Origin of the sequence: Subtercola boreus, from assembly GCF_006716115.1 — a bacterium.
Taxonomy (GTDB): Bacteria; Actinomycetota; Actinomycetes; order Actinomycetales; family Microbacteriaceae; genus Subtercola; species Subtercola boreus.
Genome location: NZ_VFOO01000001.1, coordinates 1,271,285 through 1,285,322 on the forward strand (window position 1 = coordinate 1,271,285; position 14,038 = coordinate 1,285,322).

A 14,038-nucleotide genomic window follows, 5' to 3' on the forward strand; every position below is an offset into this window, starting at 1 on the left:
GCTCGACCGGATCCAGCTCGCCCGGATCCAGCTCGGCTAGATCTTGCGCCGGTACGCCCAGGTCGCCAGCGGGAAGAAGACTCCGACCAGCACGATGCAGGAGGCGATCACCCAGAGCACCTGTCCCGTCGTCGTGTCGCCGGCCACACCGGTCGTTCCGGTGAGGAGCCCCCGCATCGACTCGATCACGTGGGTGACGGGGTTCACCGCCACCCAGCCCTGCAGCCAGGTCGGCAGGGTCGAGGCCGGCACGAACGTCGACGAACCGAACGTGAGCGGGAAGACGATCAGGAACGACAGGCCCTGCACGGCGCCCGCGCTCCGCGCGAGCATCCCGATCAGCACGGAGACCCAGCAGAGGCTGACGGCGAACGCGATGATCAGCAGGATCGCAGCGGCGACATGCCACCACGGCGTGTTGAACTGGAAGCCGATGATGGCGCCGAACACCAGGGTCACGGTGATGGCGATCGAGTGCCGCACGATGTCACCGAGCACAGCGCCGAACAGGGGAGCGGAGCGCGCGATCGGCAGGGAGCGGAACCTGTCGAAGATGCCCTTCTGGATGTCGGTGTTCAGGTTCACGCCGATGGTGAGTGAGGTGAACATGATGGTCTGCACGATGATGCCGGGGAGGGCGAACTCGACGTAGGCCCCTGTCGACCCGGCGATCGCACCGCCGAAGATGAAGACGAACACGACGGTGAGGATGATCGGCTGCAGGGTGACGTCGATGAACTGTTCGGGATTCCGTGTCATCTTGACGACGGAACGTTTGGCGAGGATGAGGGAGTCGCGGATCATCAGGAGGCCGCTCCTTTCGTGCTGGTGGAGACGGCGGGGCTGGTGGAGACGGCGGGGCTGGCGGCGTCGGCGGAGCTGGCGGCGTCGTCGTTCTTCGTCTGGCCGGTGAGCGAGTAGAAGACTTCATCGAGGCTCGGCAGCCGGAGCGACAGCTCCGACACCGAGATGCTCTCGGCGGCGAGGGCGGCGACCACCTGGGTCAGCGCCCCCTCTCCGGCAACCGGCACCGACAGCAGGTCGGGGGCCGGCTGTTCGGGTTCGCGCGTGCCGAACCGCACCAGCAGTTCCCGCACCCGGGGGAGGGAGGCGACATCCGACGGTCGTACTTCGAGCGTCTGGCCGCCCACCTGCCGCTTCAGGCCCTGAGGGGTGTCATGGGCGATGATCGTGCCGTGGTCGATGACGGTGATCTCGTTGGCGAGCGCATCGGCCTCCTCGAGGTACTGCGTCGTCAGCAGGATGGTCGTGCCCTGCTGCACCAGCACGCGGATCATGTCCCAGACGTCGTCGCGCTTGGCCGGGTCGAGCCCCGTCGTCGGCTCGTCGAGGAACACCACGGCGGGCCGTCCGATGAGCGAGGCCGAGAGGTCGAGCCGCCGGCGCATTCCGCCCGAGTAGGTCTTCGCGAGCCGTCCGCCGGCCTCCGTCAGATCGAACTCCTCGAGGAGTTCGGATGCCCGGATCTTCGCCTGCCGTGTTGTGAGGTCGAGCAGCTGCCCGATCATCACGAGGTTCTGCATGCCGGTGAGGTCCTCGTCGATGCTGGCGAACTGGCCGGTCAGGCCGATCTTCCGCCGCACGGCGGTGGCCTGGTGCACAACGTCGAGGCCCGAGACCGTGGCGGTGCCGCCGTCCGGTCGGAGCAGGGTGGCCAGGATGCGGACCGCTGTGGTCTTGCCGGCCCCGTTCGGGCCGAGCACGCCGAGCACCCGCCCCTCCTCGACGGTCAGGTCGATGCCGTTCAGGGCTGTCGTCCTGCCGAATCGTTTGACGAGGCCGTGGGCCTCGATGGCTGCTGTCATGCGAAAACTCCTCTGCAGAAGCGCGTCAGAATGCGCGTCTGAGAAGAGTGTGCGGTGCGGGTGCTGTCGGGCCGCTGTCAGGCCCTGTCAGCTGTTGTCAGCTACAGTCCGGCCGGGGCGCGGGGAGTGGAGGACGAGCTAGGCGATGAGCCCGAAACGGCGGGCGTTCAGCACCGCGCCGTAACGGTTCGTGGCGTTCAGCTTCGCCATCGCCGTCGCCAGGTAGCCCTTCACGGTCACCTCCCGGAGCCCGAGGGCTGTTCCCGCCTCCGCATTCGAGCGGCCGAGACCCGCCTGCACCAGCACATCTCTCTCCCGCGGGGAAAGCCGGATGTTCGAACTCTCCATCGGCGACTCCGGTGTTCCCGTCAGCATGGCGAGGCGGCGTTCGAGGTGATCGACCCGGCGAGCGGCGTCGGCACGGGTGGTGAGCTCCCGCGACAGGGAGGAGACGAGTTCGACGACAGGGTGGGTGAAACCCGACCCGGGGAAGGTGTCGGCGTGGGACGCCGAGTAGATGACTCCCCGCGCGGCACCCTCGACCGTGATGGGAACGGCGAACAGCCCGACGACTCCCTCCCCGACGACGGCACCGTCGTAGTCGTGGGTGATGAACCGCGACCCGGCGTAGTCGCTGACGATGCGGGCCCTGTTCTCCGCCATCGCCTGGCCGCCGAGGCCCCGGGCCGGCTGCACGACGAGGCCGCTGAGATTGCGGGTGCGGGTTCCGACGAAGGAGGTCACCCGCAGCGAACCACCCACCGTGTAGCCGCCGAACGCGAACCCGGTGCCCGAGGCCTTCGCCACACTCGCGACGGCTCGGTCGAGCATTGACTGCTCGACGTGTCCGAACGGGGGCTCCATCGCCACTACCTACTTTCGGGGGTAATCCGCCTGCCCTAGCCGAATTAGCGTGAACTTTACCACCCAGCCGGTATCCGGCGCCGGTCGGGTTCGCCACATTTCAAGGGAGAAGTGATGCAGCTGCCATCCGTTTCGTCAGGTTCGACACCGTACAGCGAGGTCGATGCGTTCAGCAGGACCGACCGGTCCGGTTTCTGGCTGGAGGCAGCGAAGGCCGTCGACTGGATCCGCCCTCCGACCGTCGCGATCGAACAGCGGTCGCCCCGGGAGTGGGGCTGGTTCCCCGACGGGGAACTGAACCTGAGCGCCAACGCGCTCGACCGCCACGTCGACGCCGGCCGCGGCGACCTGACCGCCCTGCTGTACGACTCCGCGATGACCGGCACCAAGGCCGCCTTCAGTTACCGGGAACTCCGTGACCTGGTCGCCGACTTCGCCGGGGTGCTGAGAAGCCAGGGTGTCGGCGTCGGTGACCGGGTTCTGGTCTACCTGCCCATGACACCGGATGCCGTGGTCGCCATGCTCGCCTGCGCGCGGCTCGGCGCCATCCACTCGGTCGTCTTCGGGGGCTTCGCCGCGACAGAACTCGCCGTGCGGATCGACGATGCGACACCGAAGGTCATCGTCACCGCATCGGGAGGACTCGAGCCCGGCCGGGCCGTCGAGTACCTGCACCTCGTGCGGAAGGCGATCGACCTCGCCGCCCACCGGGTGCAGTCCGTGATCGTGCGCGACCGGGCCGCGGTGCCCGGCAGCGCAGCCGACTACCAGGGCGACACCGAGGTCGCGTGGCTCGACTGGGAGGAGCTGCTGGTGGATGCCGTACCGGCCGCGCCCGTCAGCATGCCCTCTGAGGCACCCCTGTACATCCTCTACACCTCGGGCACCACAGGGAGTCCGAAAGGGATCGTCCGCGACACCGGCGGTTATGCCGTGGCGCTCGCCTGGGCGATGAAGAACATCTACGGCATCGTGCCGGGGCAGACGATCTTCACCGCGTCCGACGTCGGCTGGGTCGTGGGCCACTCGTTCATCGTCTACGGACCCCTGATCGCCGGCGGCACGACAGTGCTCTACGAGGGCAAGCCGGTGGGCACCCCCGACGCCGGAGCCTTCTGGCGGATCGTCGAGGAGTACCGCGTGAACGCGCTGTACACCGCGCCGACCGCCCTCCGCGCCATCCGCCGTGTCGACGTCGGTCTCGCCGAGCTCGAGCGCTACGACATCTCCAGCCTGAAGGCCCTGTATCTCGCGGGGGAACGTCTCGACCCGGAGACCTGGCACTGGGCGAACGACGGTCTCGGCGTGCCGATCGTCGACCACTGGTGGCAGACGGAGACGGGGTGGTCGATCTGCGCCAACCCGCTCTACATCGAAGCCCTGCCCGCCAAGGCCGGGTCGACGACGGTCCCGATGCCGGGCTTCGACGTGAGAATCGTGGATGCCTCGGGATCGACCATCGACGAGCCCGGAGTCGAGGGCAACATCGCCATCGCCCTCCCGCTGCCGCCCGGCGCCCTGATCGGCATCTGGGGGAGCCCCGAGCGCTATGCCGAGGCCTACCTCAGCGCCTTCCCGGGCTTCTATGCCACGGGCGACGCCGGGCATTTAGACGAGGACGGGTACCTCTTCGTCATGGGACGCACCGACGACGTCATCAACGTCGCGGGCCACCGCCTCTCGACGGGTTCCCTCGAAGAGGTGCTGACGCTTCATCCGGCCGTCGCCGAGTGCGCCGTGATCGGCGTGCACGACGACCTGAAGGGCCAGCGGGCCGCGGGATTCGTGACCCTCAAGATCGGCGTCGACCACCACCCCGACACGCTCGTCGCCGAGCTGGTCGCCCTGGTGCGCGAGCACATCGGACCGGTCGCCGCCTTCCGGGATGTGACCGTACTCGACCGCCTGCCGAAGACCCGGTCGGGAAAGATCCTCCGGAAGACCATGCGGCAGATCGTCGACGGGGTGCCGTACACGGTTCCGGCGACGATCGAAGACGTGTCGGTGCTGGATCCTCTGCTCGCGCTGTTCCGCACCGCGGAGGTGGGGGCGGGCAGCTCGTAGCCGCTCGCCGCCGACGCTTGCAGGGCCGTCGAGCACGGGACCGAGGCGCGCGTAGCATGGTGTGTCTGGGCGAATGAGGTCACGCATGAGGCACACGGGTCGGCTGGCGGATGCTCGCGCGGGTCGCCGCCGGACGCGGATCGTCATCGCCACCGTCGCCGCGGCGCTCGTGGTACCGCTTCTGGCGCTGCCAGCGGGGACGGCGTCGGCAGCGGGGCCGGCTTCGACCACCACGACTTCCGCCACCGCCTCCACAACCGCCGGCCCCGCGGTGCGCTCCTCCTTCGTGCCGGTACCCGAAGCGCCGGGCAGCAGCACGAGCATCCAGATCGACACCGACCTCTACACGCCCGCTACGACCCCGGCCCCTGCGGTGCTGCTCGCGCACGGCTTCGGGCAGACCAAAGCCGACCTCGCTCCCGAGGCGGAGGAGTTGCAGGCCGCAGGGTTCGTGGTCCTTGCCTACACCGCCCGCGGTTTCGGCCAGTCCGGCGGGTCGATCGGGCTCGATTCGCTCGACGGTGAGGTTCCGGATGCCCGGGCCCTCGTCGACGTGCTGGCCGCCGACCCGGCGGTCGAGAAGGTCGGGGACGACCCGGTCGTGGGCGCGGTCGGCGGTTCGTACGGGGGAGCCCTCGCCCTGATGCTCGGGGCGACCGACCCGCGGATCGACACCGTGGTCGCTGCCATCACCTGGAACGAGCTCTCCGAAGCCCTGGTTCCGGGGTCGGCGGGCAGCGTCGACGGATCCGGTTCGGCGACCGCCCGGCTCCGGGACTTCAAGTCCGGGTGGACGACACGGCTGTTCGGCGCGGGCATCACCCCCGGTGCCCCCTGCGGACGCTTCACCCCGGAGTTCTGTGCGCTCTACGCCAACCTCGTCGCCGGCGGCCAGCCGAGCGCGGCCGACCTGGCCCTGCTGGAACGATCCTCACCCGCCACGGTGCTGTCGGGGATGCGCGCACCCACGCTCCTGCTGCAGGGCCTCCAGGACAACCTGTTCGGGCTCGACCAGGCCGACGCGAACGCCCGGCAGCTGGCGGCGGCCGGCGCGCCGGTCGAGGTGCAGTGGTTCAACGGCGGGCACGACGGCGGGGGTATCGGCGGCACCGATACGGTCATCCGGTCGTGGCTCACCGACCATCTGAAGGCGAACGCGCCGGTGCCCGGAACCTTCAGCTATGCGGTTCCACCGAGCGCGACCGCGTTCGGCCGGATCGTCACGGCGGCCGAGTACCCGGGGCTCGGCGGATCGGGTGACGCGCTGCAGCTCGCCCTCGACGGCGCCCCGAAGACGATCGTGAACCCGCCGGGCGGCCAGCCGGCCGCCGTCACCGGGCTCCCGGGGCTCGACACCAGCACCGCGGCCGGCCGCACGGCGGTGGGGCTGCTGGGCGCCGCGAACTCCCCGGCCGAACAGGCGCAGTTCTCCTCCGCGCCGCTCACCGACCCGGTCGTTCTGGCCGGGTCCGCCACGGTCCGTCTGAGGGTGGGGGTCACCGACGGCGGTGCGGCAGCCGCCGGTGCGGCGACATCCGGTGCCGCGTCTACGGATGAAGCGCTGTTGTACGCACAGCTCTCCGTCGCCACGGGGGACGCCGTGCGGGTTCTGCCCGGCGGGGTCGCGCCGATCCGGGTGCCGCTGGCCGGCGACAGCACGGGCACCCTCGTCACCGTGACCCTCCCGGCCACCGCCTGGAGCTTCACCCCCGGCGACCGGCTGCAGCTGACCATCCGCACCACCGACTCGCAGTTCCAGGGCCAGGCAGCGCCGGCGGCGTACACCGTCGCCCTCGACGGGCCGATCAGCCTGCCGACCGTCAGCCCGATCGCCACAGACCAGAGCGAGGGACAGCCCTCGGTGGGCGTGCTGGTCGGCATCGCGGCGACACTGCTGGCGGGCATCCTGCTCGTCGGGTTCGCCGTGCTCCGCAGCCGACGGGCCGCGAGAAGACCTGCCCCCACCAGCCCTTCTGCCCCCGACCGCCCCGGAACCCCTGTCGACGAAGCAGCCCCGCTCAGCATCCACGGCCTGACAAAACGCTTCCGTTCCGGCTTCCTCGCGGTCGACGACGTCTCGTTCACCGTGGAGCGCGGGCAGGTGCTCGGCCTGCTCGGCGAGAACGGTGCCGGCAAGACCACAACCCTCCGCATGGTGGCCGGCCTCATCCGCCCCGACGCCGGAACCGCCACCTCGTTCGGTGTGGAGATCGCACCCGGCTCGCCGGTGCTCGCCCGGGTCGGCTGCTTCATCGAGGGCCCCGGCTTTCTGCCGCACCTCTCGGGCAGACGCAACCTCGACCTGTTCTGGGCGGCAACCGGCAGGCCGCGGGCCGAGGCCCGGTTCGACGAGGCACTCGCTGTCGCCGACCTCGGGGGAGCCCTCGCCAAACCGGTGCGCGGCTACAGTCAGGGCATGCGCCAGCGCCTCGCGATCGCCCAGGCCATGCTCGGGATGCCCGACCTGCTCATTCTCGACGAACCCACCAACGGGCTCGACCCGCCGCAGATCACGGCCCTCCGCGGGGTGCTGAGGCGCTACGCCGAAGGAGGCCGAACGGTGATCGTGTCGTCCCACCTGCTCGGCGAGGTCGAGCTGACCTGCTCACACATCGTCGTCATGTCGCACGGGAGGGTCGTCGCCACCGGGCCCGTGGGAGATGTCGCGGGCGGCCGGAACCTCGAGGAAGCGTTCCTCTCGCTCATCGGTCCGACGGAGCCGTCAGCATGAGCGGGGTCAGCACGCGCATCCACGGCACCATGCCGTTCCGGGTCGAGCTCGCGCGCCAGCTGAGCCAGTGGCGGGTGCGCATCGTGCTGCTCATCCTGGTGCTGTTGCCGGTCATCGTGAGACTCGCGTTGCTCATCGGGGGAGCGCCGACATCCAGCGGCAGCAGCACCAACCAGGCGACAACCCTCGTCGCCCTCGCGCAGGCGAGCGGCGGCACGTTCACCGCATTCGTGCTGCAGCTCACGCAGGGCTTCCTCGTGACGCTGATCGCCGCCCTGCTCTACGGCGACATGATCGCGGGGGAGGCGTCGCGTTCGACGCTGAAGTACCTGCTCACGATCCCGGTGCCGCGGCTGCGGCTGCTGGGAGTCAAGGTGGCCGTCGCCACAACACTCCTGCTGGCCGGGCTCGTGGCGTTGACCGTCGTGGCGCTCGTGGTCGGGCTGGTCTCGTACGGACCGGGCGGGATCCAGGTTCCGGGTGGTCCGCAGCTGTCGCTCGGAGATTCTCTCGGGCGGCTGGGCCTCGCCACGGCCACCGGTGCCGCCGGCCTGCTGTGGGCGGCCGGCCTCGGGACGCTCCTGACGGTGTTGTCGAACAGCCCGCTGGCGGCCGCCGGGGGAGTCGTGCTCGCCTCGATCCTGTCACGGCTGCTCGACTCGATCCCGACGCTCGGCGACCTGCGGATCATCCTGCCGACGCACTACTCGACCGCCTTCGCCGAGTTCCTGACCGTGCCGACCGACCTCGGACCGGTGGCGGACTCGGTGCTGTCGGGGCTCGTCTGGGCCCTCGTGCTCGGGACGGTGGCGGCATGGTGGTTCGGACGCAAGGATGTCTCGGGCTGAGCGGCCCCCGTCCCGCTGCCCTACGAGAGGGAGACCACGAGCTTCGCAGCCGACACGCCGGCTCGCTGCAGGTCCATCGCCTTCTGGAAATCGTCGACGCTGTGTCCGACGACGGTCGTCTTCGGCGTCGCGACGTAAGAACCGTCAGCGAGGGCCGCAGGCAGAAAGTCGCGGAAGATCGCCCGGCAGATGTCGGTGTTCTTGACATCGGAGCCGAAGATGTACTTCAGGCCGACGCCGTGCGGGCGCGCCGAGAACTGCAGGGCGATGTTCGCGGCGACGAGCCGGGCGGTGACCCGGGCGCGCTCGAACCTCCCGCGCGACGGGTCGGCGAGCGGTGCGAAATCGACCGGGGGAGTAGCGATGGCGACGAACTTCCTGCCTGTCGTCCGGGCGAGGATCTTCACACAGGCGGGAGCGCCGGTCGTGCCGAACGAGACAGCGCCGGCCACCGTGCGGCCCCTCAGCGCCGTGATGATGTCGGCGACCACGGTCGGGCTGGTGTAGTCGAACACCTCCGAGGCCCCGAGCGAGGTGACGTAGCCGAAGTTCTTCGGAGAGGCCGTGGTGATGACGTCGTAGCCGGCCGCGACGGCGAGCTGGATGGCGTTGCTTCCCACGCTCGTCGAACCGCCCCACACCAGCACGGTCTCCCCTTTTCGCACCGCGTTCGACGACGGGAGCTGCAGGCCCAGTTGGTTCTTCTGGAAGAGGGCGGATGCTGCGGTCGCGACGGCGAGCGGAAGCACGGCGGCCTCTTCGAACGAGACACCCTCGGGAATCGGGGAGGCGAGTCGTTCTTCGACGACGGTGTACGTCTGGAAGGCACCCTCGGCGCCGGTGTTGGTGTCTCTGTCGGTGCCGACCGCCAGGGCGAACAGCCGGTCGCCGGGGGAGAACCGCGTGACTCCGTCGCCGACCTCGACGACCTCGCCCGAGACATCCGTCCCCAGCACAGCCGGGTAGTTCAGCCAACCGTAGAGGAGGGTGCCCTCGGCCTGGATGATCCAGTCGAGGGGGTTGATCGCGACGGCGCGGTTCTTCACGACGAGCTGGCCGGCGGCCGGACGCGTGTACGGAGCCGGCCCGACGACGAGTTGTGCGTGCCTCCGCTCGATTCGTGCGGCGAGATTGCGGGGTGAATCTGTCATGGTGAAGGCCCTCTGGTTCCATTCGATTGCACACTGTGCAGTCACTACTGTCGCACATGAGTGCACCGAGTGCAATCAGCGTGTACAGTCGGTTCCATGAGCCGCTGGGAACCCAACACGCTGGAAAGACTGCAGGACGCAGCCATGACGCTCTTCCAGGAGCGCGGGTACGCGAACGTCCCCATCGCCGACATCACCGAGCGCGCCGGACTCACGAAGCGGAGCTTCTTCAATCATTTTCCCGACAAGCGCGAGGTGCTCTTCGCCGGGGCAGCCGAACTCGAGGCGACCGTGACGCGCTACCTGGCGGATGCCGACGACGAACGGGAACCCCTCGACGTGGCCATCGCTGCGCTGGTGATGGCCGGTCGGAGCCTGGCGAAGTACAGCGACTTCGCCCGCCTCCGGGCCCAGGTGATCGCGTCATCATCGGAGCTGCAGGAACGCAGCCTCATCAAGACCGAATCGCTGGCCGGCGCCATGGCGGCAGCCCTGCAGTCCCGGCAGGTCTCCCCGCGCACAGCACAGCTCATCGCCCGCACTGCCGTCACCGTCTTCACCACCGCATATGGGGAATGGTCCGAACGTCCGACTGCCGACTTCGACACGCTCATGCGCGACGTCCTGGCGGAGCTCACCGAAGCGCTGCGTCCCACCTGAACCGTGCGCTGATAATGCACATTATGTCAACAAGTTGATTAGTAGGCGGCTCTTTTAGTTCTGGAACCAGGCTGGTGGTTCCACGGCGCCCCCACCGAATTGCCGCTCATCCCTGGGCGCACAGAAGGCTGGCAGAATCAGCGCATGACCGAATCAGTGGTGAGAGTCACGCTTCTCGAACAGTCGCTACCCGACACAGCCGTCGGAACCGTGCAGGTGCGACGGATCACGTTGCAACCGGATGTGGCGGGTGGGCCTCACCATCACAACGGGCCCGTCTTCGGATCCATCGAGTCCGGGTCGGTCTTCTTCCAGGTCGACGGGGGGTCTCCGACAATTCTTCGCGCAGGCGATGTGTTCTACGAACCGGCAGATACTCTGATCGACCGGTTCGACGCCACTTCTGAAGGTGTGACGTTCCTGGGCTACTTCCTGGTCGGTCCCGACCAAGCCCCTGAGCTGACCCCCGGTCCCCCGGTTGTCGAACTCCTGCCACACACGGAAGGCCCGTGAGCGGGGCCCGCCGTGCGGACTCAACCCTCGCTCACCGGCATCCCACCGGCTCTCGATCCGGGCAACCTCCCGGATGACCCGACCGAACTGTTCCTGTCCTGGATCCGCGACGCCGCGAACGCCGGGGTTGCCGAACCGCACGCCGCAACACTCGCCACGGTCGACGAAGAAGGTGCGCCCGACGCGCGCACCCTGATCCTGAAGGACGCGGATGGGCGGGGGTCGCGTTCGCGAGCCAGCGCTCTTCGCGGAAGTTGCCGGCCAGTGGACGCACTCCGTGTCGACCGACTGATGCGCCACCGTCCCTTGGGCCACCAGTCGCAACCTGCCCGCCGGACGCTGCGGGTCGGGATGCTCGGCCTGCGACACCGTCATCGGTACGCTTGATCGGATGAGCGATCCAGCCACACCACAACCCGATTCCGTCAGCTACCCGCCCGTGTCTGCCCCGGCCGCACCGACAGGTGCCCTCGCTTGGGGGCTGAACCTTCTCGGCATCGGAGTCCTGCCCTTCCTGAACCTCTTCCTCTCCGGGATCGTGGTCACGATCGTCGGGATCACTCAGAGCAAACGAGGAGGGCTCGCCCGGGTCAACGGGCGCCGGGCCGCCAACTGGGGTCTCACGGTGCTCCTGATCACGCTCCCTTGCGCAGCGGTCTACGTCACGGCGATTGTGATCAAGGCGGAGGGCTTCTTCCCGTGGGGCATCGCCATCATCATCTGGGGACTGCTCGGCGTCGTGAACGTGATCGCGGGCATCATCGGTCTCGTACAGGCCCGAGCCGGACGTGAAGTGAGATTCCCCGCAATCCCGTTCCTCCGCTGAAGTAATCCGAACCGTCCGCACGGCACGCTCGCCGCACAATGCCGCAACCGGCGGGCATCTACGCGTGTGTCTGCGCCGCAGCGACGAACAGCACCGCCGGGCCGCCGAGGAGAACGAGAAGACCGGCGGTCTGCGTGATCCGGCGCCACACGGTGGCACGGGTCTGGATGCGCCGGGCCTGCTCCCCGGCGCTGCCACCGGCGGTGTACCGCGATGCCGACCGGGTGACCTTCTGCCCGACCGTGTTCATGACGTCGGCGACCGCCTGCCACCAGCTCGGGTCGATGAGCACGTCGAAGTAGCCACGGGTGTAGAGGTAGAGCCGATCATCCACGATCTCGACGTCGAATCGGGACGCATTGTCGATCAGGAGCGCCATCACGTCAGGAGTCAGAACGTAGAGCGCTTCCTGTTGGGCTCCCTCCCGGGCGTAGGTGTCGAAGTATTCATCGAAGTCGCCTTCCAGCCGCACCCGTTCGCCGCCGGCCACGGAGAACGGCATAGCGGCCTCGCCGCGCAGCGAGTGCAGCCAGATGTTCGGCATCGACCGTGGGAGTGGGATCTCGGCGAAGACCCAGTCCTGCGTTCGGGCGCGTTCGGAGAAGTGGTAGTACTGCACGTGCCCGACACGCAACCTCGGAGTGTCCGACACCAGGAGCGGTGCGACCACGACAGCCCTGCCGCCGGGCGGGGAGAACATCGTGCCGGGGAACCCGGGCACCGAGTTCCCTGCCGCTCGCACGCTCGCGACCGAGGCCTCCCACTCGAGCTTCACGCGCATCCGGTTGTCGCGTGCAAAACGGCGCAGCAGGAAAAGCCCGATGAGCTGGTAGTCGAGCCGCCGGTACGGCAGGAGATTCACGATGGGTGCGACAACGAGCGCGACACCGGCGAACAGGATGAACACCACGACGAAGCGGGAGGTGGATGTCGGCAGCAGGGAATCGGCATGGAAGACCCTCAGCCCCAGGAGCAGAAGCGTGTTCAGGGCCAACCCCACCACCAGCGTGGCCAACGCGAGGAACGAGACGCTGGTCCTCAGACGCTTCTGCCAGAGCGTCGGGTTGTCCGCCGCCCAGTACTGCTCGATCTCCCGGCGCGGCGGGAGACGCTCGAATGCCGTCGTGTCGAACATGGTGAGGTCGGGGACCGCTGCGGAAGCCATCCTCCCAGCCTAAACACACCCAACCCACCGCCTTTCCGGTGCAGCGGGCGAGGACCTGCCCGTCTTCTTCGTCAGGAAGTCGCCAAGCGTCAGTCTGGCAGAATCAGCGTATGGATGCCGCTCTCACCGACTCCCCCGGGCATCACCGGATCGCAGCATCCGAAGCGTCGGCGTCCGCAGACCCGACCGCAGGCCGATGATCCGCGCCCTCCGCAACACCGGCGTCCAGGCCGCCCTGATCTCCGCGGTGCTGTTCGGCGCGGGCACGCCGCTGGCGAAGATCCTGCTCGACGGCGACATCAGCCCGTGGCTACTGGCTGGTCTGCTCTACTGCGGCTCGGGTATCGGGCTCGGGCTCTACCGGCTCATCCGGCGTGCACCACGTGTTCGGCTCGCGCGGAACGAGGTCCTGCCGCTGGCCGGCGCGATCCTGTTCGGCGGCATCGCCGGCCCCGTGCTGCTGATGCTCGGGCTCTCGAACATGCCGGCATCCGGAGCCTCGCTGCTGCTCAACGCGGAGGGGGTCTTCACCGCCGCTCTCGCCTGGTTCGTATTCACGGAGAACTTCGATCGGCGGATCGCCCTCGGAATGCTGGCGATCGTCGCCGGCGCGATCATCCTGAGCATCCCCTCGGGTGCGAACTTCGGCAACCCCTGGCCGTCGCTCGCCATCCTCGGCGCCTGCCTCAGCTGGGGACTCGACAACAACCTCACCCGCAAGATCGCCCTCACCGACGCTACGTGGCTCGCCGCAGTCAAGGGCGGTGTCGCCGGGCCGGTGAACCTCGTTCTGGCCTTCGCACTCGGAGCCCACCTGCCCGGCGCGCTGAACATCGCCGCCGCGATGGTCGTCGGGCTCTTCGCCTACGGCATCAGCCTCGTGCTCTTCATCGTCGCCATGCGCCACGTCGGTACCGCGCGCGCTGGCGCCTACTACTCGGTCGCGCCGTTCTTCGGCGCCCTGCTCGCGGTCTCGCTCGGCGACCCGGTCAGTTGGCCGGTGGTCGTCGCGGGAGCCCTCATGGCCGTCGGCGTCTGGCTGCACCTGACCGAGCGGCACGAACACGAACACACCCACGAGGTGTTGACGCACGAGCACTGGCACACCCACGACGAACACCACCAGCATTACCACGAACCCGGCCAGGAGGCCACGCGAGGCGGATGGCACCGGCACGTGCACACCCACGAACCGCTGACCCACAGCCACGAGCACTACCCCGACAGCCACCACCGGCACGGCCATGCGCGCAGCGCACACCGGCGCGGCACCCACCAGCACGGCACCCACCAGCACGGCACCCCTCAGCACGGCACCCATCAGCACGGCACCCATCAACACGAAGGCTGAGCGGCGGCCACCAGTCTGCGTCGGCGGTCGGCAGGGAGC

At 68.8% G+C, this 14,038-nt stretch carries 13 protein-coding genes; 8 read left to right on the top strand and 5 right to left on the bottom strand.

All coding sequences use genetic code 11. From position 1 onward, the window contains the following. Positions 1-36: 36 nt before the first annotated feature. The 3 genes from FB464_RS05935 to FB464_RS05945 form a co-directional block, all read right to left on the bottom strand. Positions 37-804, bottom strand: coding sequence for an ABC transporter permease (locus FB464_RS05935; RefSeq protein ID WP_116414686.1), 768 nt, complete (start codon positions 802-804; stop codon positions 37-39). After that, positions 804-1,826 (bottom strand): ATP-binding cassette domain-containing protein, encoded by a 1,023-nt coding sequence (locus tag FB464_RS05940; protein ID WP_116414685.1) that lies wholly within the window; start codon positions 1,824-1,826, stop codon positions 804-806. The genes FB464_RS05935 and FB464_RS05940 overlap by 1 nt, the downstream gene beginning before the upstream one ends. 138 nt (positions 1,827-1,964) lie before the next feature. Then, positions 1,965-2,690 carry a response regulator transcription factor gene (locus tag FB464_RS05945; protein ID WP_116414684.1) on the bottom strand — a complete coding sequence of 242 codons (726 nt, stop codon included), beginning with the start codon at positions 2,688-2,690 and terminating at the stop codon, positions 1,965-1,967. A 114-nt stretch (positions 2,691-2,804) separates the two neighbouring features. Here FB464_RS05945 and FB464_RS05950 point away from each other — a divergent pair, with 114 nt between their 5' ends. The 3 genes from FB464_RS05950 to FB464_RS05960 all read left to right on the top strand — a co-directional run bounded on the left by FB464_RS05950 (position 2,805) and on the right by FB464_RS05960 (position 8,333). Next, positions 2,805-4,754: an AMP-binding protein gene (locus FB464_RS05950; protein ID WP_116414683.1), complete on the top strand. Its 1,950-nt coding sequence runs from the start codon at positions 2,805-2,807 to the stop codon at positions 4,752-4,754. Between the two features lie 85 nt (positions 4,755-4,839). Further along, complete coding sequence (locus tag FB464_RS05955) at positions 4,840-7,485, top strand: alpha/beta fold hydrolase (RefSeq protein ID WP_170151906.1); 2,646 nt, start codon at positions 4,840-4,842, stop codon at positions 7,483-7,485. Beyond that, entirely contained in the window at positions 7,482-8,333 is an 852-nt protein-coding gene (locus FB464_RS05960) for an ABC transporter permease (RefSeq protein ID WP_116414681.1), read from the top strand. Before FB464_RS05955 ends, FB464_RS05960 begins: the two co-directional genes overlap by 4 nt. A gap of 20 nt (positions 8,334-8,353) precedes the next feature. Here the strand turns inward: FB464_RS05960 and FB464_RS05965 are convergent, their stop codons facing one another. Beyond that, positions 8,354-9,484, bottom strand: coding sequence for a zinc-binding alcohol dehydrogenase family protein (locus tag FB464_RS05965; RefSeq protein WP_116414680.1), 1,131 nt, complete (start codon positions 9,482-9,484; stop codon positions 8,354-8,356). A gap of 96 nt (positions 9,485-9,580) precedes the next feature. On the opposite strand from FB464_RS05965, the gene FB464_RS05970 reads away from it, so the two are divergent. From FB464_RS05970 to FB464_RS05985, 4 genes are all read left to right on the top strand, one after another. After that, entirely contained in the window at positions 9,581-10,144 is a 564-nt protein-coding gene (locus FB464_RS05970; protein WP_116414679.1) for a TetR/AcrR family transcriptional regulator, read from the top strand. A gap of 144 nt (positions 10,145-10,288) precedes the next feature. Then, positions 10,289-10,657 carry a cupin domain-containing protein gene (locus FB464_RS05975; protein WP_116414678.1) on the top strand — a complete coding sequence of 123 codons (369 nt, stop codon included), beginning with the start codon at positions 10,289-10,291 and terminating at the stop codon, positions 10,655-10,657. Positions 10,658-10,669: 12 nt separating this feature from the next. Further along, positions 10,670-11,044 (top strand): pyridoxamine 5'-phosphate oxidase family protein, encoded by a 375-nt coding sequence (locus tag FB464_RS05980; RefSeq protein ID WP_116414677.1) that lies wholly within the window; start codon positions 10,670-10,672, stop codon positions 11,042-11,044. Positions 11,045-11,048: 4 nt separating this feature from the next. After that, entirely contained in the window at positions 11,049-11,483 is a 435-nt protein-coding gene (locus FB464_RS05985) for a magnetosome magnetite crystal formation protein family (protein ID WP_116414676.1), read from the top strand. 58 nt (positions 11,484-11,541) lie between these two features. On the opposite strand, the gene FB464_RS05990 is transcribed toward FB464_RS05985, so the two are convergent. Beyond that, positions 11,542-12,648, bottom strand: coding sequence for a hypothetical protein (locus FB464_RS05990; protein ID WP_116414675.1), 1,107 nt, complete (start codon positions 12,646-12,648; stop codon positions 11,542-11,544). A gap of 196 nt (positions 12,649-12,844) precedes the next feature. Between FB464_RS05990 and FB464_RS05995 the strand changes: the two genes are divergently transcribed. Next, positions 12,845-13,999, top strand: coding sequence for a DMT family transporter (locus tag FB464_RS05995; RefSeq protein ID WP_116414674.1), 1,155 nt, complete (start codon positions 12,845-12,847; stop codon positions 13,997-13,999). Positions 14,000-14,038 lie beyond the last annotated feature (39 nt).